The organism is Streptomyces sp. NPDC086080, from assembly GCF_044540255.1.
Lineage (GTDB): Bacteria > Actinomycetota > Actinomycetes > Streptomycetales > Streptomycetaceae > Streptomyces.
Map to the genome: position 1 here is coordinate 30,228 of NZ_JBITRU010000010.1, position 26,475 is coordinate 56,702.

Sequence of the window (26,475 nt, forward strand, 5' to 3'; positions counted from 1 at the left end):
CGGGCATGCGTTTTCGAGCAGGGCGGAGCAGCGCGGTGGCGGGCGGCCGTGGTGTGCGGTGACGCGGGTGCGAGCAGGTGCGGGCAGTTCTTCGCGGTGGCGCGGGTGCGGGCGGACCTTCACAGTGGTGCAGGTGCGGGCAGTTCTTCGCGGTGGCGCGGGTGTGACGAGGTGCGGGACTGCTGCGTGCGGCGGAGCGGGTACGGCGGAGGCGGGCTGTTCCTTGCGGTGGAGCAGGGGTGACGAAGGGCGGGGCTGCTTACGCGGGTGAGAACAGGTGGTCGCTGATGAGCCGGGCGCCGCCGATGACCCCGGCGGTGGGGCCCAGCTCCCCCAGGACGATGGGCAGGTTGCCGGTGGCCAGGGGCAGCGACCCGCGGTAGACCTGGGTACGGATCGCGGCGAGCAGGGTGTGGCCGAGGCCGGTCACCCCGCCGCCGATCACCACCAGGCCGGGGTTGAAGAAGCTGACCAGGCCGGCGATGACCTGGCCGGTGCGGTTGCCGCCCTCACGGATCAGATCGAGGGCGGTGGCGTCACCGGCCGCGGCAGCGGCGGCGACATCGACGGCGCTGAGCGTGCCGTTCGACTCGAGCCGGCTCGCGAGTTCGGCGGAGAGCCGCTGCTGGGCGGCCTCCGTCGCGTCCCGCGCGAGGGCCGCGCCGGAGAAGTGGGCCTCCAGACAGCCCCGGTTGCCGCAGGCGCACGGACGGCCGTCGGGCACGGCCTGGATGTGCCCGATGTCGCCCGCGCTGCCCGTCGTACCGCGGTAGACCTCACCGCCGACGACGATGCCGCAGCCTATGCCGGTACCGATCTTGACGACGAGGAAGTCGTGCACGGTGCGGGCCACGCCCGCGTGCTGCTCCCCCATCGCCATCAGGTTCACGTCGTTGTCGACCATGACCGGGCAGCCGAGGTCCTGGCTGAGCGCCTCCCGCACGGGGAAGCCGTCCCAGCCCGGCATGATCGGCGGAGCCACCGGGACACCCTCGGGGAAGCGGACCGGGCCCGGGACGCCGATTCCGGCGCCGTCGAACCCCTCCGCCAGCCCCGAGGCCTTCAACTTCGCCGCCATGGCCAGCACTTGCTCGAAGACCGCGACCGGTCCCTCGCGTACGTCCATGGGCTGGTTGATGTGCCCGAGGATCTCCAGTTCGGCGTTGGTGACGGCGACGTCGACCGAGGTCGCGCCGATGTCGACGCCGAGGAACCGCAGATGCGGGTTGAGCCGGATGTTGTGGGAGCGCCGGCCGCCGCGCGAGGCGGCGAGTCCGTCGGCCACGACGAGTTCCGTCTCCAGCAGCCGGTCCACCTCCACGGCCAGCTTCGACCGGGAGAGGTCGACCTGGTCGCCCAGCTGGGCACGGGAGTGGGGGCCACCGTCGCGCAGCAGCCGGAGCAGTCGCGCCTGATGGGCGTTGGCGGGTCGCGCGGTCATACGTCTCACGAGCCCCTCCCCGCCTCATCGGCCTGTGCGCGCCGGATTCCGGCCACGTGTGCGTGGCTTCCTTCGGATGGGAAAGTAGCAGCGCCTGCCGAAGGTGGGAAGAAGTCGCGCAGGAATTGACCCTTACTTTTTCCACTCGCAGGACAAAGGGGCCCTCTTCTCGCCCCCGCCGCCCCTTCCCGTCCCGTCCCTGGGGGCTGCGCCCCAATGTCGTTCTGATCAACTTGTGGGGGTGGGGAGGAGGGTGATGGTGGTGGGTGGGGCTGGGGTGGTGACGGGGGTGCCGCGGGGTGCGGGTCTGCGGAGGGGGAAGCGGTGTCGCAGTCGTTTGATGCGTCGTTCGCTGGTGCGTGGGCCGCGTGGGGGGTTTCGGTAGCGGCGGAGGTCGGCCGCTATGGCGTGGGCGGCGTCGGCGGCCTGGGCGGCGGTGCGGGCCAGTTGGCGTACCACGCTGCGGCGTACCTGTTTCAGTACCTGGGTGAACGAGACACGTTCGGGGTCCTCGCCGCGTTCGTCGGCGATCAGTGTGGTCAGGCGGGTCAGGGCGTGGTTGAGGGTCAGGTGGGCGAAGATCTCCTGGCGGACCTGGTCCGGGCAGCGTGAGCGCAGTGTTGCGCCTGGTCTCATCTGCAGGGCCTTGAGCTGGAGGTTTCCCACCTCGCACTGCCAGCGTTCGGCATAGAGTGCCGCGACCTGCCGGGCGGGATACTCCTCGGGGCTGGTCAGGCTGGTGATCAGGCGGATCATCTCGCCGCCGGTGGTGTACTCGATCACGCGGACGGTCACGTGGCAGACGTCCCTGCGCCCGGTGCGTCCGCCGGCCCACATCTCGGCCAGGTAGCTGCCGTCGGCCAGAGGACGCACATTCGTGCGGGCGATCGATTTCTTGGCACGCATCACGAGTGCCGCCCCGTGTCCGGCAAAGGCCTGCCACAACGCCACAGCGGGAAAGTTACGGTCGAACAGCACCAGGTCACCCGGCCCGACGTGCCCGGCCAGATGCAGCGCCAGCGGCTGCTCGCCGTCGTGATAGGTCCCCACCCCGGCACCCAGCACAGCACGGGTCCCGGTCTCCACCAGTGCCACCACCCGCGCCTGCGGATAGCCGCAGTCCATCACCTCACCGTCGCCGAGACGGGTGGACGGGCCGCCGAAGTATCCACGGTTGTCCCGGCTGTCGGGCACCTCCACGGCGAAACCGTCCACGGCCAGCGTGCGCATCCCCCGCCAGAACGCCCCCACCGTCCCGGCCGCCGCCGCCGGAGCCGCCACCCGCTCGAACACCGCACGCATCGCCTCGGGCCCCAGACGACGCCGCGCCCCCAGCAGCGCCGACTTCGCCGGGACCACCACCGCCAGCTCCGGAATCGCCCCGGTCAGGTCCGCCGCCACATCCTCGTAGGACTGATCGGGAAACAACGCCAGAGCCAACTCGTAGTACACCGCGAAATGCATCGACAACGGCCCCTCACGACGCGCACGGTCCCGCGTGCGGCCCACGATCGCCGCGCCCACCACATCCGGCGGCACAAACTGCGTCAGCACACCCAGATTGACCTGACCCGACCGCCCCGTCCACGCATGCCCCATACCCCCATCAACGAGCCCAACCCAACAACGACACACCACACCAAAGTTGATCAGAACGACATTGGGGCTGCGCCCCCAGACCCCCTTCGCGCCCACGCGGCGGAGCCGCACATCGGCACAGCCCCGCGCCCCTGTAGGGGCGCGGGGAACTGCGCGAGCAACCCCTACACCCACCCGCAGCGCCCCGGCGGTGCCTCCGGAGCGGTGCGTGGGCATCCGTGACGCACTCGTGACACCGCAACCGCGACGGCCGGAAGTATGTCTGTCACCGTGAGGGCCGGATGCCCCGGAGTGCCGCGATACTCCTGGGGACGGAGACCGGCCCCGGGGGGTTGTCGATGAGTACCTGGACCGTTCCGGGTTACACCGAGTCGCTGGAGCTCGGTGCGGGGGCGAGCGGGCGCGTGGTGCTGGCCGTCCACGAGGTGACCGGCGTCCCGGTCGCGGTGAAGTACCTCAGCGAGTCGCTGCACACCCGCCCGGGTTTCGTGCACGACTTCCGCGCCGAGGCACGGCTGCTCGGCGGTCTGGACAGTCCCCACGTCGCCGGGTTGTACGAGTACGTGGAGAGCCCGGACGGGGCCGCCATCGTGATGGAACTGGTGGACGGGGTGTCCCTGCGGGCCCTGCTGGCCGGGCAGGGCCCGCTGGATCCCGAGGCCGCGCTGCTGATCCTGAAGGGATCCCTGCTGGGCCTCGCCGACGCGCACCGGCTCGGGGTGGTGCACCGCGACTACAAGCCGGAGAACGTCCTGGTCACCCCGGACGGCGCGTCGAAGCTCGTGGACTTCGGGATCGCGGTGGACACCCGGGCGCGCGCCGGTGTGGCGGGCACCCCCTCCTACATGGCGCCCGAGCAGTGGCGCGGCGAACCCGCCTCCCCAGCCACCGACGTGTACGCGGCCACGGCGACCTTCTTCGAATGTCTCACCGGCCGGAAGCCCTACGCGGGCGACAACGTCGCCGAGCTCGCCCTGCGGCACGTCGACGCGCCGGTGCCGGCGGAGGAGGTGCCCGCCACCGTGCGGTCCCTGGTCCGCCGCGGACTGGCCAAGGACGCGGCGGAGCGGCCCACCGACGCCGAGGCGTTCGTCGCCGAGCTGGAGGCGGCCGCGCACACCGCGTACGGGCCCGGCTGGGAGGAACGGGGGCGCGGGCGGCTGGCCGCGCTGGTGGCGCTCCTGCCGCTGCTGCTCCCGTCGGCCCGTACGCCGGGGCGGTCGACGACCGACACCGCGCGTACCGTGCTGCGGCAGCCGCCGCCGGGACCGGGCTGGGCCCAGGCCTGGAAGCCCACCGGGCCGGGGATGCTCGCCGCCGCGGCCGCGGTGCTGCTGGCGGTCCTGCTGACGTTCGCCGCGCCGCCGGACACCGGGTCCGAGGAGCGGGCGGCCGAGGCGTTCGCCACCACCAGCGCCGGCTCCGGCGTGACATCGGAACCGACCGCTCCGTCGGCGTCCGCCTCGGCGCCGTCCCCCTCCGCATCGACGACCCCGAGTTCCGCGGAGCCATCGGCCGACCCGACCGTGTCGGACGCGGCCACCGGGACCACCCCGGCCACGGACCCCGCGACGGATCCGGGCACGGACCCCGGTACGGACCCCGCATCCGGCCCGCCCTCAGGTCCGACGACCCCGGCCGGCACCCCGACCGCGTCCCCGACGGACACCACCCCGGCCGCGCCCTCCGTCAAGGACGTCACCGTCTCGGAGTTCCGCCAGACGGACTTCAACAGCGCCATCGTCACGGTCACCGTCTTCACGGACGGCCCCGGACCGGTGTCGATCCGTCTCGGCTGGTTCGCGGGCGACTCCGCGAGGCAACCGGGAGCACCCGACGGCACCGGCCAGGTCTTCGAACGCAGCGGCGCGACCACATACACGGTGACCGCCAAGCACGTCTTCCAGAACCAGGGCTGCTACTGGACGGTGACGGCGACGACCACCCCGGCGTCCGCCGACGGTGGCGCGTCCCGGCAGCTCCTCACCAGCCGGTGCGATCTGCGATGAGGGCGACGGACGAGCCCGCTCCCCCGCCCGGCGAGAGCGCCCGGCCCGGAGCCGACGACGACTACAGCGCCACGGTGCTGGGGAGCCAGTGGATCCAACGGCCCGAGCCGGACACCACGCTGTTGGCGACCGTGCGGGAGCGGGACGGCGACACCCGGCCCGACCGGACCGAAGGGGCCGTGCTGCGCTTCGGCCCGGGAGTACAGGGCGCGCTCGCACAGCGGTCCACCAGGACACCGCCCCCGGTACCGCCGCCGCCCGCCCGGCCGCGACGGCCCGGCCCACGCCGGTACGCGCTGCCGGTACTCGTCCTGCTCGCGGTCCTCGCGTTCCTGGCCTGGCAGCGGATCGGCCCGGCGCTGACGGTGCGCGGTGCGGCGGTCACGGCCCCGTCCGCCCCGGTGGGGTGCGACGGTACCGCGGCCATCGTGGGCACGGTCGGCACCAACGGACGCCCGGGCACCCTGACCTACCGCTGGACCCGCAGCGACGGCACCTCGTCCGGGGTGCTGCGCGAGGAAGTGGCGCGGGGGCAGCGGGAGGCACGGCTGCGGCTGCTGTGGACCTTCGAGGGCACGGGCCGCTACGAAGCACGGGCGGAGCTGCGGATCCTCTCCCCCTCCACCCACACCGCCGCTGCGAGCCTCACCTACGGCTGCCCCTGACCCCCGGGCCGGCACCCTGGCCCGCCGGTCGGCCGACCAGGCGAACAGGCGAACAGGCGAACAGGCGAACAGGCGAGGGAACCCGACGGCGCCCGCGCGGACGACCTTGTCGGTGAGCCGGCCGTAGAAGGCGGCGGCCCGGATCCGCTGGCAGACAGACCGGTCAGGTCGACCGGGTCGCGGTCGGTCAGGTGGCCGACTCGGTGCAGCACGTTCAGGAGACCTCGGAACGGCGTACGGGCTGCTGGCCGCCCCCTGCCGCTCCGGCCGGGGGCCGAGAGTGCGGGCAGGCGTGGGAAGCGAGCGCGCCACCGGACGCGTTCGCGGCGTGCGTCAGGGGCAGCGCACGACCTGTCCCGCGTACGACAGGTTCCCGCCGAAGCCGAACAGCAGCACCGGGTCGCCGGCCGACACCGCGCCCTGCTCGACGAGCTTGGAGAAGGCCAGCGGAATGCTCGCGGCCGAGGTGTTGCCGGACTCGACGACATCGCGGGCCACGACGGCGTTGACGGCGCCGAGCCGGCGGGCGAGCGGTTCGATGATGCGCAGGTTGGCCTGGTGCAGTACGACCCCGGCGAGGTCTTCCGGCGCCAGTCCCGCGTTCTCGCAGGCCTTGCGGGCGACGACCGGCAGCTGGGTGGCCGCCCAGCGGTAGACGCTCTGCCCCTCCTGGGCGAACCGGGGCGGCGTCCCCTCGATCCGCACCGCGTGCCCCATCTCGGGCACCGAGCCCCACAGCACCGGGCCGATCCCCCTCTCCCCGCCGGGTTCGCAGGCCTCCACGACGGCCGCGCCCGCCCCGTCGCCGACGAGCACACAGGTGGACCGGTCGGTCCAGTCGGCCACGTCGGACATCTTGTCGGCGCCGACCACCAGCACCCGGCTCGCGCCGCCGGCCCGTACCGCGTGGTCGGCGGTGGCGAGGGCGTGGGTGAAGCCGGCACAGACCACGTTGATGTCCATGACCGCGGGCCCGGGCATACCGAGCCGGGCGGCGACCCGGGCGGCCATGTTGGGCGAGCGGTCGATCGCGGTGGACGTGGCGACCAGGACCAGGTCGATCTCGGCGGGGGTGCGGCCCGCCGCCGCCAGCGCCTTCGCGGCGGCGTGCGCGGCCAGCTCGTCGACGGGTTCGTCGGGGCCCGCGACATGACGGGTCCGGATACCCACCCGGCTCGTGATCCACGCGTCGCTGGTGTCGACCATGCCCGCCAGATCCTCGTTGGTGAGGACCCGGGCGGGCTGGTAGTGGCCGACGGCGGCGATGCGCGAGCCGATCATAGGTGGATTCCCCTCGTTATTGGCTGCGGGATACACCAGTCTGATCAGTGACTCACGGGTACGAGGGCAGGTGAAGCGACAGGAAACACGCGCCGTGCTTGTCGGCTTCCGTCAGCACGCCGAGGGCCGCCCCCGGGTCCAGAGCCCTTCATGGGTCCCCCGCCGTCCTGTGGGCAGGACGGCGAGCTGAGACATGATGGGGACATGGGACGAGTCACGGAACGACGCAAGGTGCTCCGCATCCGGGACGGGGCGGTCTCCAGCCGGCCCGACACGCTCGTCGCCGAGGAGCCCCTGGAGATCCGGCTGAACGGCAAGCCCCTCGCCATCACCATGCGCACCCCGGGCGACGACTTCGCGCTGGCGGCCGGCTTCCTGGTCAGCGAGGGAGTCCTGGCCACCGCCTCCGACCTGCGGAACATCGTCTACTGCGCGGGAGCCACCGCCGACGGTTCGAACACCTACAACGTGGTCGACGTGCAGACGGCCCCCGGCGTGGTGATCCCGGACATCACCCTGGAACGCAACGTCTACACCACCTCCTCCTGCGGCCTGTGCGGCAAGGCCGGCCTGGACGCGGTGCGTACGACGACCCGCCATCCCCTCACCGATACTCCCCCGCTGCGCGTGGCCCCGGAGCTGCTGGCGGAGCTGCCGGACCGGCTGCGCGCCTCGCAGCGGGTCTTCGACCGCACCGGCGGCCTCCACGCGGCGGCGCTGTTCGACGAGAAGGGCGAACTGCTCGACGTCCGCGAGGACGTGGGCCGGCACAACGCGGTCGACAAGCTGGTCGGCCGTGCCCTGCAGAGCGGGGGCCTGCCGCTGTCCCGGACGGTCCTGCTGGTCTCCGGCCGGGCCTCCTTCGAGCTGGCGCAGAAGGCGGTCATGGCCGGCATCCCCCTGCTGGCGGCGGTCTCGGCACCCTCCTCGCTGGCCGTGGACCTGGCGGCGGAGACGGGTCTGACCCTGGTGGGCTTCCTGCGCGGCAGTTCCATGAACGTGTACGCGGGTGAGCACCGCATCGCCCTGCGGGCGGCGGCCACCCGGGGCTGACCCGTCCCGCTCACCGCGCGGCGGGCGGGCCCCTGCCGCCGAGAGGCTCCCGCCCCCGCACCGCGCGGCCACGCCTCGGCCCGGGCCCGGCAGGCCGGGCGGCCGGAGGACCCCGGAGGCCGGTTGGCCGCGGGCCCCGGAGGCCGGGTTGGCCCCGGGCCCCGGAGGCGGACGGCCGCAGGCCCCGGAGGCCGGACCACGGCACGACCCCAAGACCCGACAGCCGGAGAACCCCGGAAGCCGGACGGCCGCATGCCCGAAGGCCGGACGACTCCCGGCCCCAACGGCCGGACGGCCGCAGACCCCGGAGGCCGGACCACGGCACGACCCCAAGACCCGACAGCCGGAGAACCCCGGAAGCCGGACGGCCGCATGCCCGAAGGCCGGACGACTCCCGGCCCCAACGGCCGGACGGCCCCTGGCCCCGGAGGCCTGACCACGGCACGACCCGGGGCCGGACAGCCGTCAGACCCCGGAAGCAGTCGGCCGCAGGCCCCGAAAGCCGGACGACACCACGACCCCCGAGGCCCGACAGCCACGAGACCCCGAGCCGGCCGCCAGGCCCCCGGCCCCATGGACCGGAACCCCGGCGACCCACTAACGTCCCCGGGCATGCCCGACGACGCAGCCGGAGCACGACGGCGGACGGGGACCGGGATCGCGCTGGCGCTGGCCCTGGTCCTCGGAGCCGCGCTGGTCAGCGGTTGGCCGGACGACCACGGACCGGACGACGAAGCCGGCGGCTGCCGGCCGCGTACCGTCGCCGCCTGGACCGCCGACCCCGCCCTCACCGCCGAGTTCGTCCGTTACGGCGACGACGCCGGCCGCACCGACGACTGGACCGGTGGCGACGGCACCCACTCGGTCCGGCTGCCCGACGGCCGGCTGCTGTGGCTGTTCTCCGACACCTTCCTGGGTCAGGTGCACCGCCCGCCGAACCCGGCCGGCGAGTCGTACACATGGCGGGACACGGCGGCCCCCCTCGTCCGCAACTCGGCCGTGCTCATGCGCGACGGGCGGCTGGAAGGCACCCTGCCCGCCCCGCTCTTCCCCGACCCGGCACCGGGCCGGTGGCGCTGGCCGGTCGCCGCCCGGGTCGAGCCGCGCTCCCCCGGCTCCGCCGAGCAGGTCCTGAGGGTCGTGCTCTGGGTGCGGCAGACCGGACAGCATCCGTGGATCTACGGTGTGCCCACCGCCACCGAGGTCGCCACGCTCTCCCTGCCCGCCCTGCGCCTGGAGTCGATGGTGACGGTGCTCGACCAGCGGCAGATCGCCGACCCGTCCCGGCGGGTGCTGTTCGGGACCACCCTCGTCGAGGAGGACGGGTGGACGTACGTCTTCGGCGGTGACGACGGCCGCCCCGCCTCCCGCCCGGCCTCGCACGCCTATGTGGCCCGCGTGCCGGACGGCGGGCTCGCCGACCCGGCCGCCTGGGAGTACTGGAGCGGTGCGGCTTGGCGGACCCGCGCCCGCCCGGGTCCCGTGCTCGGCGACGGGCGGCGCACCGGGGTGGGCAGCGCCTTCTCGGTGGCGCGGGACGAGGGGACGTATGTCCTGTTCACGATGGCCGCGGGCGCCAAGGGGCTGACCACGGTGGCGTCGTACTGGGCCTGCTCCCCGACCGGGCCCTGGCACGGTCCGGCGCACGAGTTCGCCCCCGCCCTGCCACAGGGCGGGACCGCCGCCTACAACCCGCAGACGCATCCGGAGCTGAGCGAGGACGGACGGCTGGTGCTCAGCTACGACGTGAACTGGCTGGAGACGAGCGGAGCCGCCGCGATGCTCAGCCGGAACGTCGCCCTGTACCGGCCGCGGTTCGTGACCGTCCGGCTCGCTCCGGGACGGTGACCCGCCCGCCAGGACCGGTCACGGGCCGATGACGTCGTACAGATTCGGTGGAGATTGCTCCACCGAAACTTACTCCACGGTCAGGTTTCTGTCCGACCCTGACCCTTGTGAGCGCATTTTCCGCCCCTGACCAGCGCGGACGGGATCTTCACCCGGTTGTCGACCCCCCTCCCGCCGACGGGTCGCGTGGGGTAGCTTTCACGGCGCCGCGCGGGACGACGACGTCGTGCAGCGGTCCGGGCGCCGAGCAGCGGGGAGCGGGTTTGCGCGAGTTCACCAACCCTCCGTCGGCCCTGGAGCCCGCGGTGGGCGGTCTGGCCGACGTGGTCTTCCGGTACGCCGAGGAGGACCCGTCGCGTATCGCGCTCGGCCGCAGGGACGACAGCGGCCGGTGGCGGGACGTGTCCAGCGCCGAGTTCCGCGACGAGGTGCTCGCCCTCGCCAAGGGACTGCTCGCGGGCGGGATCCGGTTCGGCGACCGGGTCGCGATCATGTCCCGGACCCGCTACGAGTGGACGCTCCTCGACTTCGCGCTGTGGACGATCGGCGCGCAGGTCGTCCCCGTCTATCCCACGTCCTCGGCCGAGCAGTGCTGCTGGATGCTGCACGACGCGGAGGTCACGGCCGCCGTCGTGGAGCACGAGGACCACGCGATGACGATCGCCACCGTCATCGACCGGCTGCCCCGGATGCGCAGGCTGTGGCAGCTCGACGCGGGCGCGGTGCAGGAGCTGTACGACGCGGGCGCGCATCTGGACGACGAGGTGGTGCACCGGCACCGGCAGGCGGTCACACCCGACTCGGTGGCGACGATCATCTACACCTCGGGCACCACGGGCCGCCCCAAGGGCTGTGTGCTCTCGCACGGCAACTTCATGGACGAGGCGGACGCGGTCATCGGACGCTGGGAGCCGGTGTTCCACTCGCGCAGGGGCGACGAGGCGTCGACGCTGCTGTTCCTGCCGCTCGCGCATGTCTTCGGGCGGATGGTGGAGGTCGCGGCGATCCGCGGCAAGGTGAAGTTCGGTCATCAGCCGGAGCTGCACGCGGCGGCGCTGATGCCCGATCTGGCCGCGTTCCGGCCGACGTTCATCCTGGCCGTTCCGTACATCTTCGAGAAGGTGTTCAACGCGGCGCGGCGCAAGGCGGAACGGGAGGGCCGCTCGGGGCCGTTCGACAAGGCCGTCGACGTGGCCGTCCGGTACGCGGACGCGGTGGAGGCGAAGGCCTGGGGCACTGGACCCGGCCCGTCCGCGTCGTTGCGGATGCAGCACCAGTTCTTCGACAGGATCGTCTACTCCAGGATCCGCGCCGCGATGGGCGGCAGGATCCGGCACGCCATGTCGGGCGGTTCGGCGATGGACCGCCGGCTGGGACTCTTCTTCGCGGGGGCCGGCGTGCACATCTACGAGGGGTACGGCCTCACCGAGTCGACGGCGGCGGCCACCGCCAACCCGCCCGAACTCACCCGCTACGGAACCGTCGGTCAGCCGATCCCCGGAGTCACCGTGCGCATCGCGGACGACGGCGAGATCTGGCTGCACGGCGGCACCGTCTTCGCGGGCTACCTCAACAACCCCGAGGCCACCGGCGCGTGCCTGCACGACGGCTGGCTGGCCACCGGGGACCTCGGTTCCCTGGACGAGGACGGCTATCTGACCATCACCGGGCGCAAGAAGGAGATCCTGGTGACCTCGGGCGGCAAGAGTCTCTCGCCGGGGGTGCTGGAGGAGCGGGTGCGGGACCATCCGCTGGTCAACCAGTGCATCGTGGTCGGCAACGACCGCCCGTACGTCGCCGCGCTCGTCACCCTCGACCAGGAGGCCGTGGAGCACTGGCTGACGATGCGCGGCAAGGCGCCGATGTCACCCGCCGAACTGGTGCGCGACCCGGACCTGGAGGCGGAGGTGCGGCGCGCGGTGGTCGCGGCCAACACCCTGGTCTCGCAGGCCGAGTCGATCCGGACGTTCCGCATCCTGGCCCAGCCGTTCACCGAGGAGCACGGGCTGCTCACACCGTCGCTGAAACTGAAGCGCAGAGCGATCGAGAAGGCGTACCAGGACGAGGTCGAGGCGCTCTATCGCGCCTGAATTTCCGCGTCAGGAATGCGCCACGGTCCGTGATCGTTGACGATGGAGGTACCACCTGACCCCAACCGAAGGATCGAGAGAGCTCGTGAGCAAGGTCCCCCCGATCATCCTGAACAACGGCGTCGAGATGCCTCAGCTGGGGTTCGGCGTCTGGCAGGTGCCGGACGCGGAGGCCGAGACGGCCGTGACGACGGCACTGGAGGCGGGCTATCGCAGCATCGACACCGCGGCGGTCTACGGCAACGAGGAGGGCACCGGCCGGGCCATCGCCAACTCGGGCGTCCCCCGTGAGGACATCTTCGTCACCACCAAGCTCTGGAACAGCGACCACGGGTACGACACCGCCCTGCGCGGCTTCGACACCTCCCTGGCGAAGCTCGGTCTGGACTATGTGGACCTGTACCTCATCCACTGGCCGACGCCCGCCCGGGGCCGGTACGTCGACACGTACAAGGCGTTCGAGAAGCTGCTCGCCGACGGCCGGGTCCGCGCCATCGGCGTGTCGAACTTCCTGCCGGAGCACCTGAAGCACCTCATCGCCGAGACGTCGGTCATCCCGGCGGTCAACCAGATCGAGCTGCACCCGCATCTGCAGCAGCACGCCGCGCGTGAGTACCACGCGGAGCAGGGCATCGCCACCGAGGCGTGGTCGCCGCTGGGCTCCGGCAAGGGCATCCTGGAGATCCCCGCGCTGGTGGCGATCGCGCGGAAGCACGACCGTACCCCGGCCCAGGTCGTCCTGCGCTGGCACCTCCAGCTGGGCAACGTCGTCATCCCCAAGTCGGTGACGCCGTCCCGGATCAAGGAGAACATCGACGTCTTCGGGTTCACCCTGGACCCCGAGGACCTCGCCGCGATCAGCGCGCTGAACGAGGACCGGCGGCTGGGTGCGGACCCGGCGGAGGTCAACTGACCTCGGACAGGTGGACGGCCTCCCCGGTGCGGGGAGGCCGTCCACCTGTCCAGGGACTCCGGCAAGGTCCGGACGAAGCCTGCTAGTTGGGCTGTCCGAGGGGCCGTACGACGACGGTGTTGACGTCGACTCCGGCCGGCTGGTCCATGGCCCACACGACGGAGTCGGCGATCTGGTCGGCGGTGAGCAGGCTGCCCGGCGGGAGGCTGCCGTGGGCGTCCCAGAACGGGGTCTCCACGCGGCCGGGGGCGATCAGGGTGACGCCGACGCCCCACTCGGTGACCTGCCGCCGGGTGTTCTCGGCGAGCCCGGTCACCGCGTACTTGGTGGCCCCGTAGAGATTGCCGGGCGTGGGCACGAACCCGGCGACGCTGCCGACCAGCACGATGCGTCCCCGGGTCTCCTTCAGGGCGTCGATGGAGGCCCTGATCAGCAGCGCGGGGCCGAGCACGTTGGTCAGCACCATGTCGGTCCACCCGGCGGGGTCGCCCTCGGCGACCGAATCCCCGGTGGCGAAGCCCGCGTTGGCGACGACCGTGTCCAGCCGTCCGAACTCCGCCAGCGCCGTGCCGACCGCCGCCCGCACGTCGTCGTACTCGGCCGCGTTACCGGGAACGGTCAACAGGCCTTCGGGCTCACCGAGTTCCTTCGCGAATCCGCGCAGCCGCTCCTCACCCCGTCCGGTGACGACCACCCGCTGCCCGGCGTCCAGCAACCGCCGTGCGACGGCGGCCCCGATCCCACTGCCACCACCTGTGACGAGCGCGACCCGAGTGTCGTCGGTCATGGAAACCCCCTGTGTGTCGTTGCGTTCCCCGGAGTCCATCACTTGGAGAGCTCTCCAAGTCAAGCCGTCACACGGGGCGCACCCCCGAATGGACCGTGTGGGCCGCGAGGACGAACACGTCAGGGCGGTGGTGCGCGCTCGCCCGGTCGTCGGGGTCGAGGAGCCGGTCGAGGGCGGCGCGGTCGTCGGCGTCCAGGTCCTCGGCGAGGCTCTCGCGGGTGTGGGTGAGGGAGGCGATCACATAGGCGCGGGCGCGGTCCGTGGCCGGGGCGGGCAGGTCGAGGAGGAAGGTGCGCGAGCGGGTGTGGCGCAGGCCGGCCGAGGCCAGCAGGGCGGGCCAGTCCTCGACGACGGCCACCGCGCCCGGGAGTTCGGCGCGCATCCGGCTGAACCGGTCCTGTTCCACCGCGTCGATGCGTGCCTGCAGTCCGGGCCGGCCGAACCCGATGTCACGGGGAAGGAAGCGGGCGGGCAGCCCGCCCTCCATCACCGCGAGCGTGCCGCCCGGGGCGAGCCGCTCGGCGCAGGCGGCCAGTGCGGCGCTCTGGTCGCCCAGGTGGTGCACACTTCGGCTGGCCCACAGCAGGTCGGCCGGGTAGTCCAGTTCGCCGAGAACGCCCGGGAGTTCACCGGCGACGGTACCGAACCGGTCGGCCGCGCCCTGGCGTTCCGCCCGTGCGCGGGCGCGTTCCAGCAGCGGCTCGGAGCCGTCTACGGCCACCACCCGCGCGCCGGGGAAGGTCTCGGCGAACAGGCACGCGATGACGCCGGGGCCGCTGCCGGCGTCCACGATCAGTCCTGGTTCGGTCACCTCCTTCGCCAGCCAGCTCAGGGCGTGCTCGTACAGCGGGGTGAACAGTTCCGCCTGTGATTCGAGCAGGTGGGCCATCTCGGCCCAGTCGATGTCGCCGTCGCCGTGACGGTGTGGGTCGTTGTGGTGGTGGTGCGCCATGGGGTCAGCCTCTCCGCTCGGATGCCGTCAGCGTGCGACGGCGCACCGGGGGCGGGCAACCTACGTTGCCGCTCCGGCAAACGGGCGTTCCGGAGGGAGAGGTGTGCGGCGGTCCGCCGGGGCCGGGCCTGGCCGGCCCGGTCCCGGCGGACCGGTGGTCAGCCCGTCACGACAGCGGCGGGTAGGCGTTCCTCATCAGCTCCTGGAACTGGGCGGAGAACCAGTGTCCGGAGACCGGGGCGTCGGACAGCGCCCCCGACATGTTGTCGTTGTTGCGCGGGTTGCCGGTGTACGTGGGGTCGCACATCCGGTCGAAGCCCTTGCCCTCGTCGTTGTCGATGGCCTTGCTCGACCCGTCGGACTCACCCGGGGGCTTGACCCACACATAGGCGTCGATCCCGGCCTCCGGGGAGGCCTGCGGCCGCTCACCGAGTCCGGCGCCCGCCTGGTTGCACCAGTTGCCGGTGTTGAGGCGGCGGTCGTAGCGGCCGCCGTCCACATAGGTGTCCACGCTGGTGGTGGCGCCGGGGCCGGAGGGCCGGTCCGCGCCGCCCCAGCCGTTGCGGGAGGTGTCGATCAGCATGCCGATGTTCGAGTCGAAGCCGATCGAGACGAGCTTCTCCCGCAGGGCCTGGGCGTACGACAGCTCGTCGACGTAGCGGTTCCAGTCCACCCACTTGGATTCACGCACCGACTTGCCGGCCACGTTGTCGTTGATGGAGAAGTTCTCCTCCTTCAGGGCGCTGTAGTTGGCCGTGTTGGCGATGAAGCCGTGCACATCGGCGACGGTCGCGCCCTCGGCGGTCGCGGCCTGCTTGAACATCTCCGCGGAGGGGCCGAAGTTGTCGTCCCAGCCGAGCCAGCCGTGGTGGCCGGCGTCCACGTAGTTGTAGACGTTGGGCGCGTCACCGAGCTTGTTCAGGGCGTAGCCGACGCCCTTCACGTAGTTGCCGTTGGCCTTCATCACGTCGCAGTTCTCCGTGGCGGTGGCCCGCGGAGAGACGTTGGTGACCAGGTTGGGCAGGGAGTCGATCTCGACCGTGGTGACGATCCGCAGGCCGGCGTACTTCGGGTCGGAGAGGATCTCCGCGATCGGGTCGATGTACTCGGTCTTGTAGCGGTCGATCTCCGTCGGGCCGAGCTCGCCGTTGGAGGCGAGGGCGGCGCAGTCGCGGCCGGGCAGGTTGTAGATGACGACCTGGAAGACCAGTTCGCCCGAGCCCTTCTGGGTCAGCGCCTCGTCGAGGTGCTCACGCAGGCTCATCTTGCCGTTGGCGCCGTTGATGGCCGCGATGCGGTCCAGCCAGACAGCGGTGGGCTCGTCGGCGATACGGCTGCCGCCCGGCTCGGCGGCGGCGTTCGCGGACCACTCGGGGTTCACGTACACCTGGGCGCCGTCGTAGGGGTTGTCGACCCGGTCACCCGTAGGCGGATCGGTCGGGTCGGTCGGGTCGGTGGGGTCGGTCGGATCGGTCGGGCCGCCGGAGTCGACGTTGCAGGTCACGCCGTCGAGGGTGAAGGTGGCGGGGATCGCGTTGCTGCCGCTGTAGGTGCCCTGGAAGCCGAAGGTGGCCGAACCTCCGGTGGCGAGCGTGCCGTTGTAGGACTCGTTGGCGACGGTGACGTCCGCGCCGGACTGGGTGACCTTGGCGTTCCAGGCGTTGGTGACCCTCTGGTTGCCGGCGTAGGTCCACTTCACCGCCCACGACGACTTCGCGGCACCGTTGTTGGTGACCTTCACGGACGCGGTGAAGCCGGTGTCCCACTGGTTCTGCACCTGGTAGTCCACGGTACAGGGGATGGCGGCCGCGCCGACGTCGCCGGGTGCGGCGGCCATCGCCGTCCCGGCGGCGCCTGCGACCAGCGCCGTGGCGGCGAGGAGCGCGGTTTTGGTGCGACTCATGGTGCGGGTTTCCTATCCGTAGGGGGCTGTCCTTCGGGGCGCGCGCGGACGACCGCGCGGCCTGGTGCCTTACGGGGTGGGAGTGCCGTCGGGACCGGTCGGTACGGGCCCCGCGGTGCCGGCCGGGAGATTCCGGGCAGCACTCGACGGCGCGTGGATCCCACGGGAACGAGCGGCCCCGCGTCAGGTGCTCCACACGTGCACGGGGTGGCTCAAAGTACTGAACGCGGGGGGTGGCGCATGAGCGACTCCTTGCAGCTCGGACGCGTCGTGACGAACGCGTCGACTGATGGAACCGCTCCCACTGGTGCACTTGAAGCTAGCGCCAAGTGACGGCAAAGAACAGAGGGGATGCTGACATTCACTCAACTCGTGTCGTCGAAATATTTCGATTCTCCACAAGGCTTGACCACCCCTCACCCCTTCCCCACTATGGGAGCGCTCCCACTGGTTCAAGGCTTGACTTCACCCGAGTCGCAGGAGGAACCAGCACCATGCATCCCCCACCCAGGAGGCGCCGCGGCGTCCGGCGGCTGTTGACGGCCGCGGCGGCGGCGCTGGCACTTCCGCTGACGATGCTCTCGACCGGCTCCACCCCCGCCCAGGCCGCCGCTGTCCAGTGCAGCGTCGACTACAGGACGAACGACTGGGGCTCCGGATTCACCGCGGAGCTCACCCTCACCAACCGCGGTACGGACGTCATCGACGGCTGGACCCTGACGTACGACTACACGGGCAACCAGCGTCTGCAGAACGGCTGGAACGGCACCTGGTCGCAGTCCGGCTCCACCGTGACCGTGAAGGACGCCGGGTACAACGGCCGGATCGCCGCCGGCGCCGCCGTCACGACCGGCGGCCAGTTCAGCTACAGCGGCAGCAACGCCGCTCCCACCTCCTTCGCGATCAACGGCACCACCTGTGCCGGCGCCCATCAGCCGCCGATCACCGTGCTGACCAGCCCGGCGGCCGGCGCGGTCTACTCCCAGGGCGAGACGGTCCCGCTCGCGGCCACCGCCGCGGCGGCCGACGACGCGACGATCACCAAGGTGGAGTTCTACGACGACACCGAGCTGCTGGGTACCGACACCAGCGCCCCCTTCACCCTTTCGGTCGCTGGTTTGACCGTGGGCAGTCATTCGCTGGTGGCGAAGGCCCACGACAGCATGGGCGCCTCCGCGAGTTCGACCCCGGTCGGCATCACGGTCGCCTCCGGTCCCGCCGTGGTCGCCACCCCGTCCCAACTCGGCATTCAGCAGGGCGAGTCGGGCACGTACGAGGTGAAGCTGTCCAAGCAGCCGAGTGCGAACACGACCGTCACGACGACACGGGCGAGCGGCAATTCGGGCCTGTCGGTCTCCTCCGGCGCCTCGCTCACCTTCACGCCGTCGAACTGGAACACCGCGCAGCGGGTGACGATCGCCGCCGACGACTCCGGCAGCGGCTCGGCCGTCTTCGAGTCCGTGGCACCCGGCCACGCCAAGGCGGCGGTCACGGTGACCCAGCTGGGCGCGTCGAAGACGTACGACGCGCGCTTCCTGGAGCTGTACGGGAAGATCACCGACCCGGCCAACGGCTACTTCTCCCCCGAGGGCATCCCGTACCACTCGGTGGAGACACTGATCGTCGAGGCGCCGGACCACGGTCACGAGACCACCTCGGAGGCGTACAGCTATCTGATCTGGCTCCAGGCGATGTACGGCAAGGTCACCGGTGACTGGTCGAGGCTCAACGAGGCCTGGGACATCATGGAGCAGTACGCGATCCCGACCCACGCCGACCAGCCGACCAACTCCTTCTACAACGCCTCGAAGCCGGCCACCTACGCGCCCGAGCACGACACCCCGGACGAGTACCCGTCGCAGCTCGACTCCGGTGTCTCCGTCGGCCCCGACCCGATCGCGGCCGAGCTGAAGTCCGCCTACGGCACGGACGACGTCTACGGCATGCACTGGATCCAGGACGTCGACAACGTGTACGGCTACGGCAACTCGCCCGGCAAGTGCGAGGCGGGTCCCGCGGACACCGGACCGTCGTACATCAACACCTTCCAGCGCGGCCCGCAGGAGTCGGTGTGGGAGACCGTCCCGCAGCCCACCTGCGACGCCTTCAAGTACGGCGGAACCAACGGCTACCTGGACCTGTTCACCAAGGACGCGTCCTACGCCAAGCAGTGGAAGTTCACCAACGCCCCGGACGCCGACGCGCGGGCCGTGCAGGCCGCGTACTGGGCGGACCTGTGGGCCAAGGAGCAGGGCAAGGGCTCCCAGGTCTCCGCGGTCGTCGCCAAGGCCGCGAAGATGGGTGACTACCTGCGCTACGCCATGTACGACAAGTACTTCAAGAAGATCGGCAACTGCACCAGCCCGTCCTGCCCGGCAGGCACCGGCAAGGACGCCTCGCACTACCTGCTGTCCTGGTACTACGCCTGGGGCGGCGCCACCGACACCTCGGCGGGCTGGGCCTGGCGCATCGGCTCCAGCCACGCGCACGGCGGCTACCAGAACCCGCTCGCCGCGTACGCGCTGAGCGAGTACGCGCCGCTGAAGCCGAAGTCGGCGACGGGCGCGAACGACTGGGCCACGTCGATGCAACGGCAGCTGGAGTTCTACCGCTGGCTGCAGTCCGACGAGGGTGGCATCGCGGGCGGCGCGACCAACAGCTGGGCGGGCCGCTACACCACCCCGCCGGCCGGCACGCCGACCTTCTACGGCATGCACTACGACGAGAAGCCGGTCTACCACGACCCGCCGTCCAACCAGTGGTTCGGCTTCCAGGCGTGGTCGATGGAGCGGGTGGCCGAGCTGTACCAGCAGACCGGCAACGCGCTCGCCAAGTCGGTCCTCGACAAGTGGGTGGACTGGGCGCTGTCCGAGACCACGATCAACCCCGACGGCTCCTTCCTGATGCCGTCGACCCTCCAGTGGTCGGGCAAGCCCGACACCTGGAACGCGTCGTCCCCCGGCGCCAACAGCGGGCTGCACGTCACCGTCGCCGACTACACCAACGACGTCGGTGTGGCCGCCGCGTACGCCAAGACACTGACGTACTACGCGGACCGCTCCGGTGACACGGAGGCGGCCACCACGGCGAAGGCGCTGCTGGACGGCATGTGGGAGAACAACCAGGACGCGCTCGGCATCGCCGTCGAGGAGACCCGCGCCGACTACAACCGCTTCGACGACCGGATCTACGTCCCGAGCGGCTGGAGCGGCACCATGCCGAACGGCGACACGATCAACTCGTCGTCGACGTTCGCGTCGATCCGGTCCTTCTACGAGGACGACCCGGCGTGGTCGAAGATCGAGTCCTATCTGGCGGGCGGCGCCGCGCCCACCTTCACGTACCACCGGTTCTGGGCCCAGGCCGACATCGCCCTGGCCATGGGCTCATACGCGGAGCTGCTCGAATAGCCCCCGCCGAGCGCTCCGCGGGTGGAGCGGTACGTCGAACTGCGGGCCGTGCACGGCCGGTCGTGCTCACACCACGGTAGCCGCACGTCTCCGCGGTCCCGCGCCCCTCCGGGGGCACGGGGTACCGCTTCCCCGGTGGCGCTCGACAGCTCCGCGTGCCGGGTCCCGTCACAGGACGACGGGCCCAACCGACCGGGCGGTCCTCTCGCGCACGGAGGGCCGCCCGGTCCTCGCACGTCCCCCCCACCTCTCCCTCCCCCACGAGGAAGGAACGCACCGTGCGAAGAACCCGCATCCTCACGGTCGTGCTCGCGCTGGCGGCCGGTCTGCTCGCGGGCGGCCCGCCCGCCCTGGCCGCCGGGCCCCCGGAGCCGGCCACCCCCCTCGCCGCCGACACCTACACCTGGAAGAACGCGCGCATCGACGGCGGCGGCTTCGTGCCCGGCATCGTCTTCAACCGCGCCGAGCGGAATCTGGCGTACGCCCGCACCGACATCGGCGGCGCGTACCGCTGGCAGCAGTCCACCCGGACCTGGACGCCGCTGCTGGACTCGGTCGGCTGGGACGACTGGGGCCACACGGGCGTGGTGAGCCTGGCCTCCGACACGGTCGACCCCGACCGGGTGTACGCGGCGGTCGGCACGTACACCAACGACTGGGACCCGGGCAACGGCGCGGTGCTGCGCTCCACGGACCGGGGCGCGAGCTGGAAGAAGGCGGACCTGCCGTTCAAGCTGGGCGGCAACATGCCCGGCCGGGGCATGGGCGAACGCCTCGCCGTCGACCCCCACGACAACGACGTGCTGTACCTGGGCGCGCCCAGCGGTCACGGACTCTGGCGGTCCACCGACGCCGGTGCCACCTGGTCGGAGGTGACGGCCTTCCCCAACCCCGGGAACTACGCGCAGGATCCGGACGACACCTCCGGGTACGCGTCCGACAACCAGGGCATCGTCTGGGTCACCTTCGACGAGTCGACGGGCCCGGCCGGCGGTCCGACGCGGACGGTCTACGTCGGGGTCGCCGACAAGGAGAACGCCGTCTACCGGTCGACGGACGCGGGCGCGACCTGGCAGCGGCTCGCCGGGCAGCCCACCGGATACCTGGCGCACAAGGGCGTCCTCGACGCCGAGAACGGTTACCTGTACCTGGCGTACAGCGACTCGGGCGGCCCGTACGACGGCGGCAAGGGCCGGCTGTACCGGTACGCGACGGCAACCGGTGTCTGGACGGACATCAGCCCGGTGGCGGAGGCCGACACCTACTACGGCTTCGGCGGACTGACCGTGGACCGGCAGAACCCGGGCACGGTGATGGCGACGGCGTACAGCTCCTGGTGGCCGGACACCCAGATCTTCCGCTCGACGGACAGCGGCGGCACGTGGACCCAGGCGTGGAGCTACACGGCGTACCCGGACCGCGCGAACCGCTACACCATGGACGTCTCGTCGTCGCCGTGGCTGACCTGGGGCGCGAACCCCTCGCCGCCCGAACAGACGCCGAAGCTGGGCTGGATGACGGAGGCGCTGGAGATCGACCCGTTCGACTCCGACCGGATGATGTACGGGACGGGCGCGACGATCTACGGCACGGAGAACCTGACGAACTGGGACGACGACACGTCGTTCACCATCAGGCCGATGGTGCGGGGCCTGGAGGAGACCGCCGTCAACGACCTGATCTCACCCCCCTCGGGCGCCCCGCTGATCAGCGCGCTCGGTGACATCGGCGGCTTCCGGCACACGGACCTCACCCAGGTGCCGCCGATGATGTTCACCCAGCCGAACTTCACGTCGACGACCAGTCTGGACTTCGCCGAGTCGAACCCGGACGTCGTGGTCCGGGCCGGCAACCTCGACTCCGGCCCGCACATCGCCTTCTCGACCGACAACGGCGCCAACTGGTTCGCGGGGACGGACCCTTCGGGCGTCAGCGGCGGCGGCACGGTGGCGGCGGCGGCCGACGGCAGCCGGTTCGTGTGGAGCCCGCAGGGCGCCGGCGTGCACCACGCGACCGGGTTCGGTACGTCCTGGTCCCCGTCGTCCGGCATCCCGTCCGGGGCGGTCGTCGAGTCCGACCGGGTGGACCCGAAGAGGTTCTACGGCTTCAAGTCCGGGACGTTCTACGTCAGTACGGACGGCGGCGCGACCTTCACCGCCTCGTCGGCGACGGGACTCCCGGCCGGCGACAGCGTGCGCTTCAAGGCACTCCCGGGTGCGCGGGGCGAGGTCTGGCTGGCGGGCGGGGCGAGCGACGGACCGTACGGTCTGTGGCACTCCACCGACTCGGGCGCGACCTTCACCAGGCTGCCGAACGTCGATGAAGCCGACACCGTCGGCTTCGGCAAGGCGGCACCCGGCGCCTCGTACCAGACCCTGTTCACCAGCGCGGAGATCGACGGCGTGCGCGGCATCTTCCGCTCCACGGACCGGGGCGCGTCCTGGACCCGCGTCAACGACGACGCCCACCAGTGGGGTTGGACAGGAGCGGCGATCACCGGCGATCCGCGGGTCTACGGCCGCGTGTACGTGGCGACCAACGGCCGCGGCGTCGTCTACGGCGACACGTCGGACACCGGCGGCGAACCGGACCCGGACCCGGACCCGTCCGGCACGTGCGAGGTGGCGTACCGGATCACCAACCAGTGGTCCGGCGGCTTCCAGGCCGATGTCCGGCTGACCAACACGGGCCAGTCCTCCTGGAACGGCTGGTCCCTCACCTGGTCCTTCCCCGGCGGCCAGAAGATCTCCCAGCTCTGGAACGCCTCCCACACCCAGTCCGGCCCGGCGGTGACGGCCCGCAACGCCGGCTGGAACGGCACGGTGGCCCCGGGCTCGTCGGCCGCCTTCGGCTTCACGGCGACCGGATCGGCGGCCGACGGCACACCCGCGATGTTCCAACTGGGCGGGGACACCTGCACGGTAGGTTGACCCCCAGTGCGCCCCGGCCCGCCCGTACTCGGTACGGGCGGGCCGGGGCGGTGTGAGACAGCCGGGAAGGAAATGACCATCAACACCTTTGTGAGATCCGCCCTCGCTGTGGCGGTGCTGATATCGGTCGCCGCCTGCGACGGGTCGCCCGCGCCGGAGAAGTCCGCGGGGGTGACGAGCGGCGCGGAGACCCGACCGGCACAGGCCGGCGAGGCGAGCCCCGCGGCCGACGCCACACCGGTCACCGCCGGCATGCCCGATCTCGTCGGCGGCAATGCCGGGAGCGCGTCCGAGCAACTGGACGGCAGACTCGACATGGTCTTCGAGGACGCGAGTGGGCAGGGCCGTCCGGTGGACGACCCTGCCGAGTGGAGGATCTGCGGCTCCCGGCCCGGACCCCATCAGCAGATCACCGGATACCCGGTGGTCTTCGAGGTGGTACGGGTCGCCGAGGACTGCGCGTAGTTCAGGGGGCGAAGACCGGGGGCCTGGGTGGGGTGGGCATGTCGGCGCCGATGAAGAAGCCGGTGTGCGGGGGCTGGTTGTAGGCGGTGTTCTGCCAGGCCAGGGAGGTGCGGTAGAGGGTGTCGTGGAGGAGGGTGGTGATGCGGCGGTCGGTGTCGTGGGGGGTGGAGTAGATGCGCAGGGCCGTGTTGTCGGCGGTGCGCCAGACGACCTCCTCGCGCCAGTCGCCCAGGATGTCACCGGACAGCACCGGGGTGGCCTTGGTGCCGTTGTTCGACGCCACACCCGAGCCGGTCAGCAGGCGGGTGTCGGAGGAGGTGCCGTACTTGTCGATGCGGGTGCCGTCGAGGAGTTCACGGACCGGGTCGCCGTCCCACCAGGCCAGGAAGTTGGTGGAGGAGGGCTTGCGGCCCTTGGTGCCACCGCCCTCGTCACGGATGGAGCCGTCGGACGAGGACCACATCTCGGGGCCGGAGTTGCCCGACCAGATGTCCCCCGCGACTCCACGGCCGTTGTCGCAGCAGGCGCCGAGCTTCCAGCGGACGGCGCCGTTCGCGGGGTTGATGTAGAGGGCGGCGGGCTGGCCGGTGGACTCGGAGACCTTGTAGTACTCCAGGCCGGACGTGGACGCGTCGAGGTCGCCGAGGTGCTGGGCGTCGCCGTGCCCCGTCCTCGTGGTCCACAGGCCGTTGCCGTTGTCGTCCACGGCCATCGCGCCGTAGACGATCTCGTCCCGGCCGTCGTTGTCGACGTCCCCGACGGAGAGGCTGTGGGAGCCCTGACCGTCGTACCCCTTGCCGCTGTTGGTGGAGGAGTTGGTGTCGAAGGTCCAGCGGCGGGTGAAGGCACCGCCCCGCCAGTCCCAGGCCGCGACGACCGTGCGGGTGTAGTAGCCGCGGGCCATGATCAGGGAGGGGCGGGCGCCGTCGAGGTAGGCGGTGCCGGCCAGGAAGCGGTCGACGCGGTTGCCGTAGGAGTCGCCCCATGAGGAGACCGTGCCGCGGGCCGGGACGTAGTCGACGGTGCCCATCGCCCGGCCCGTGCGGCCGTTGAACATCGTCAGGTACTCGGGGCCGGAGAGCACGTACCCGCTGGAATTGCGGTGGTCGGCGGAGGAGTTGCCGATGACCGCGCCGGTACCGTCCCGCGTTCCGTCGGCGGTCTTCATGGCGACCTCCGCCTCGCCGTCGCCGTCGTAGTCGTACACCTGGAACTGCGTGTAGTGGGCGCCGGAGCGGATGTTGCGGCCCAGGTCGACGCGCCACAGCCGGGTGCCGTCGAGCTTGATGCCGTCGACGATCGTGTTGCCGGTGTAGCCGGACTGGGAGTTGTCCTTGGCGTTGGTGGGCTGCCACTTGAGGACGATGTCGAGGGCGCCGTCGCCGTCGAGGTCGCCGACGGAGGCGTCGTTGGCCTCGTAGGTGTACGCCACCCCGTCGGGCGTGGTGCCGCCGGACGGCGGGCTGAGGGGGACGTCCTTGTAGCCCGCGCGGAACTGGATCGCGTGCACCGAGTCGCCCTGCTCGGTGCCGTTCACCACCGCGCGGACGGTGTAGTCGGCGTGCGAGGGCGCGCCGGAGTGGAAGAAGGTGGTCGAGCCGGTGATCGGGGAGGCGTTCACCTTGGTTCCGGCCCGGTAGACGTTGAAGGCGACGGTGTCCGGGTCGGTGCCGAGCCAGCGCCAGCTCACCAGGTTGCCGCTGCCGGTGTGGACGCTGACCACGCCCCGGTCGAGGGCCTCGACCTGGCGCGCGGTGGCGGCCTCGGCGGGCGACGGTGACAGAGCGGTCGGGGCGGCGCCGGCCAGCACGGCGGCGGCGAGGGCCGCGGGAAGGAGGACACGGCGTCTGCGGTGCCTGTGGGGGTGGGTCACGGGACGGACCTCCTGGGAGAGACGGACGGGTTCCGTCTCCCAGTCGCCGCCGGTGTCCTACAGGTTGCCGGGTAGCGGCTTGCGGTACGCCCGGAGGCTGAACTCGGGGTCGGGGCGGGGGCGTTCCTGGTCCGGCAGCGCGGCCAGGCGCGCGGCGAGGTCCTCGGCGAGCGGCGCTCCCGGGGGCAGGGTGACGAACCAACCCCGCCGCAGGTCCGCCACGGCGCGGCGAGGGCTCCGGCCCTGACCGTGCCCCCGGAACCGGGCCTCACCGGCGGGAAGCAGCCCGTGCCCGGCGGCGCAGGCCGCCACAGCGGCGGGCGCGTCGGGCACCGGGCTCGGCGGGCGGGCGGCGAGGACCGCGTCGATGTCGCTGCCCACGTTGTGCGAGGCGCCCTTGTGGACGGTGGTGACATAGACCCCGCCGGGCCGCAGGACGCGGGCGCACTCGCCGACGACCGCCCGGACGTCCTCGGGGCCGGACAGCAGGTGCAGCAGCCACACGCTGACGACGACGTCGAACCGGGCGTCCCCGAAGGGCAGCCGGCGGCCGTCCGCACGGACCACGGCGCCCGGCAGCCGGGCTGCCGCCAACCGGGTCATCGACCGGGCGAGGTCGGCCCCCGTCACCCGCAGTCCGGGGCGGGCGACGGGAAATCGCCGGGTCACGATGCCGGTGCCGCAGGCCACGTCCAGCAGATCCCGCGCACCGCCCGGTACGAGGCCGAGCACGGCGTCGGCGGCGGCCGCCGCCCGGGGTTCACCGCCGCGCAGGGCGTCGTACCGCTCCGCTTCCTCGTCGTAGTCCAGCACGCGTCTCAGTGTGCACCGTGTGCGGGTGCCAGGTCCTCCACCCTGCGCGCGAGCTCGACGTCCTTGGCGGTGACGGCGCCGCCCGCACTGTGGGTGTGCACGGACAGGGACAGGGTGTTGTAGCCGAGAGTGAGGTCGGAGTGGTGGTCCAGTTCCTCCTGCACCTGGGCGATGTGGACGACCATCGCCGCCGCCGCGACATGCGAGCCGAGCCGGTAGGAGCGGGTGAGACGGTCCCCGTCGAGCGACCAGCCCGGCAGTTCGGCCAGCCGGTCATCGAGCTCCTTCTGCGACAGCGGTTCGACGGGCATGGCCGCGCTCCTTCACCGGGTTCGGGATCCGGCTCTCGTGCCGGGACTCCCAGGCTGCCACAGGAGGGGGCGGGAGGCCCTGGTCAGCGGCACCCGGCTCCCCGGGCGGCGGCTTCTCGACTACGGTCCTGC

The 26,475-nt window shown here is 71.8% G+C and carries 18 protein-coding genes; 9 read left to right on the plus strand and 9 right to left on the minus strand.

Going from position 1 to position 26,475, the window contains the following annotated elements:
* Positions 1–259: 259 nt before the first annotated feature.
* Positions 260–1,441 carry an ROK family protein gene (locus ACIF9R_RS14750; RefSeq protein WP_399979565.1) on the minus strand — a complete coding sequence of 394 codons (1,182 nt, stop codon included), beginning with the start codon at positions 1,439–1,441 and terminating at the stop codon, positions 260–262.
* A 228-nt stretch (positions 1,442–1,669) separates the two neighbouring features.
* Positions 1,670–2,995: an IS4 family transposase gene (locus ACIF9R_RS14755; RefSeq protein WP_399979164.1), complete on the minus strand. Its 1,326-nt coding sequence runs from the start codon at positions 2,993–2,995 to the stop codon at positions 1,670–1,672.
* Between the two features lie 383 nt (positions 2,996–3,378).
* Between ACIF9R_RS14755 and ACIF9R_RS14760 the strand changes: the two genes are divergently transcribed.
* Both ACIF9R_RS14760 and ACIF9R_RS14765 read left to right on the plus strand, forming a co-directional pair.
* Positions 3,379–5,049, plus strand: a complete 1,671-nt coding sequence (locus tag ACIF9R_RS14760; protein ID WP_399979168.1) for a protein kinase — start codon at positions 3,379–3,381, stop codon at positions 5,047–5,049.
* Positions 5,046–5,714, plus strand: coding sequence for a hypothetical protein (locus ACIF9R_RS14765; RefSeq protein WP_399979171.1), 669 nt, complete (start codon positions 5,046–5,048; stop codon positions 5,712–5,714). The genes ACIF9R_RS14760 and ACIF9R_RS14765 overlap by 4 nt, the downstream gene beginning before the upstream one ends.
* A gap of 333 nt (positions 5,715–6,047) precedes the next feature.
* On the opposite strand, the gene ACIF9R_RS14770 is transcribed toward ACIF9R_RS14765, so the two are convergent.
* Entirely contained in the window at positions 6,048–6,995 is a 948-nt protein-coding gene (locus ACIF9R_RS14770; RefSeq protein WP_399979173.1) for a beta-ketoacyl-ACP synthase III, read from the minus strand.
* A gap of 204 nt (positions 6,996–7,199) precedes the next feature.
* On the opposite strand from ACIF9R_RS14770, the gene fdhD reads away from it, so the two are divergent.
* The 4 genes from fdhD (at position 7,200) to ACIF9R_RS14790 (ending at position 12,899) form a co-directional block, all read left to right on the plus strand.
* A complete protein-coding gene (gene fdhD / locus ACIF9R_RS14775; protein ID WP_399979175.1) occupies positions 7,200–8,048 on the plus strand; it encodes a formate dehydrogenase accessory sulfurtransferase FdhD in 849 nt (282 codons plus the stop codon).
* 612 nt (positions 8,049–8,660) lie between these two features.
* A complete protein-coding gene (locus ACIF9R_RS14780) occupies positions 8,661–9,896 on the plus strand; it encodes a DUF4185 domain-containing protein (RefSeq protein ID WP_399979178.1) in 1,236 nt (411 codons plus the stop codon).
* A gap of 263 nt (positions 9,897–10,159) precedes the next feature.
* Positions 10,160–11,986, plus strand: coding sequence for an AMP-dependent synthetase/ligase (locus ACIF9R_RS14785; protein WP_399979181.1), 1,827 nt, complete (start codon positions 10,160–10,162; stop codon positions 11,984–11,986).
* An 85-nt stretch (positions 11,987–12,071) separates the two neighbouring features.
* Complete coding sequence (locus ACIF9R_RS14790; protein ID WP_399979184.1) at positions 12,072–12,899, plus strand: aldo/keto reductase; 828 nt, start codon at positions 12,072–12,074, stop codon at positions 12,897–12,899.
* A gap of 82 nt (positions 12,900–12,981) precedes the next feature.
* Here the strand turns inward: ACIF9R_RS14790 and ACIF9R_RS14795 are convergent, their stop codons facing one another.
* The 3 genes from ACIF9R_RS14795 to ACIF9R_RS14805 all read right to left on the minus strand — a co-directional run bounded on the left by ACIF9R_RS14795 (position 12,982) and on the right by ACIF9R_RS14805 (position 16,541).
* Positions 12,982–13,686, minus strand: a complete 705-nt coding sequence (locus tag ACIF9R_RS14795; protein WP_399979185.1) for an SDR family oxidoreductase — start codon at positions 13,684–13,686, stop codon at positions 12,982–12,984.
* A gap of 67 nt (positions 13,687–13,753) precedes the next feature.
* Positions 13,754–14,638: a class I SAM-dependent methyltransferase gene (locus ACIF9R_RS14800; RefSeq protein WP_399979187.1), complete on the minus strand. Its 885-nt coding sequence runs from the start codon at positions 14,636–14,638 to the stop codon at positions 13,754–13,756.
* Positions 14,639–14,804: 166 nt separating this feature from the next.
* On the minus strand, positions 14,805–16,541 hold the full coding sequence (locus ACIF9R_RS14805) for a glycoside hydrolase family 6 protein (protein ID WP_399979189.1): 1,737 nt from the start codon (positions 16,539–16,541) through the stop codon (positions 14,805–14,807).
* Between the two features lie 494 nt (positions 16,542–17,035).
* Here ACIF9R_RS14805 and ACIF9R_RS14810 point away from each other — a divergent pair, with 494 nt between their 5' ends.
* The 3 genes from ACIF9R_RS14810 (at position 17,036) to ACIF9R_RS14820 (ending at position 23,346) form a co-directional block, all read left to right on the plus strand.
* Positions 17,036–19,951 carry a glycoside hydrolase family 48 protein gene (locus ACIF9R_RS14810; protein WP_399979191.1) on the plus strand — a complete coding sequence of 972 codons (2,916 nt, stop codon included), beginning with the start codon at positions 17,036–17,038 and terminating at the stop codon, positions 19,949–19,951.
* A 278-nt stretch (positions 19,952–20,229) separates the two neighbouring features.
* Positions 20,230–22,881, plus strand: a complete 2,652-nt coding sequence (locus ACIF9R_RS14815; protein ID WP_399979193.1) for a cellulose binding domain-containing protein — start codon at positions 20,230–20,232, stop codon at positions 22,879–22,881.
* Between the two features lie 72 nt (positions 22,882–22,953).
* The gene (locus ACIF9R_RS14820) at positions 22,954–23,346 is read left to right on the plus strand and encodes a hypothetical protein (RefSeq protein WP_399979195.1); all 393 of its coding nucleotides are present in this window, start codon (positions 22,954–22,956) and stop codon (positions 23,344–23,346) included.
* Position 23,347: 1 nt separating this feature from the next.
* On the opposite strand, the gene ACIF9R_RS14825 is transcribed toward ACIF9R_RS14820, so the two are convergent.
* Genes ACIF9R_RS14825 through ACIF9R_RS14835 form a run of 3 tightly spaced genes read right to left on the minus strand, consistent with a single transcriptional unit; the run spans position 23,348 to position 26,343 of the window.
* Positions 23,348–25,219 (minus strand): rhamnogalacturonan lyase, encoded by a 1,872-nt coding sequence (locus tag ACIF9R_RS14825; RefSeq protein ID WP_399979197.1) that lies wholly within the window; start codon positions 25,217–25,219, stop codon positions 23,348–23,350.
* Positions 25,220–25,276: 57 nt separating this feature from the next.
* Positions 25,277–26,032 carry a class I SAM-dependent methyltransferase gene (locus tag ACIF9R_RS14830; protein ID WP_399979200.1) on the minus strand — a complete coding sequence of 252 codons (756 nt, stop codon included), beginning with the start codon at positions 26,030–26,032 and terminating at the stop codon, positions 25,277–25,279.
* Between the two features lie 5 nt (positions 26,033–26,037).
* The gene (locus tag ACIF9R_RS14835; protein WP_399979203.1) at positions 26,038–26,343 is read right to left on the minus strand and encodes a 4a-hydroxytetrahydrobiopterin dehydratase; all 306 of its coding nucleotides are present in this window, start codon (positions 26,341–26,343) and stop codon (positions 26,038–26,040) included.
* Between the last annotated feature and the right edge of the window lie 132 nt (positions 26,344–26,475).

Coding starts and splice junctions, on each gene's coding strand:
- ACIF9R_RS14750 (WP_399979565.1), bottom strand. CDS start 1,441: ATGACCGCGCGACCCGCCAACGCCCATCAGGCGCGACTGCTCCGGCTG.
- ACIF9R_RS14760 (WP_399979168.1), top strand. CDS start 3,379: ATGAGTACCTGGACCGTTCCGGGTTACACCGAGTCGCTGGAGCTCGGT.
- ACIF9R_RS14765 (WP_399979171.1), top strand. CDS start 5,046: ATGAGGGCGACGGACGAGCCCGCTCCCCCGCCCGGCGAGAGCGCCCGG.
- ACIF9R_RS14770 (WP_399979173.1), bottom strand. CDS start 6,995: ATGATCGGCTCGCGCATCGCCGCCGTCGGCCACTACCAGCCCGCCCGG.
- fdhD (WP_399979175.1), top strand. CDS start 7,200: ATGGGACGAGTCACGGAACGACGCAAGGTGCTCCGCATCCGGGACGGG.
- ACIF9R_RS14780 (WP_399979178.1), top strand. CDS start 8,661: ATGCCCGACGACGCAGCCGGAGCACGACGGCGGACGGGGACCGGGATC.
- ACIF9R_RS14795 (WP_399979185.1), bottom strand. CDS start 13,686: ATGACCGACGACACTCGGGTCGCGCTCGTCACAGGTGGTGGCAGTGGG.
- ACIF9R_RS14800 (WP_399979187.1), bottom strand. CDS start 14,638: ATGGCGCACCACCACCACAACGACCCACACCGTCACGGCGACGGCGAC.
- ACIF9R_RS14805 (WP_399979189.1), bottom strand. CDS start 16,541: ATGAGTCGCACCAAAACCGCGCTCCTCGCCGCCACGGCGCTGGTCGCA.
- ACIF9R_RS14810 (WP_399979191.1), top strand. CDS start 17,036: ATGCATCCCCCACCCAGGAGGCGCCGCGGCGTCCGGCGGCTGTTGACG.
- ACIF9R_RS14820 (WP_399979195.1), top strand. CDS start 22,954: ATGACCATCAACACCTTTGTGAGATCCGCCCTCGCTGTGGCGGTGCTG.
- ACIF9R_RS14835 (WP_399979203.1), bottom strand. CDS start 26,343: ATGCCCGTCGAACCGCTGTCGCAGAAGGAGCTCGATGACCGGCTGGCC.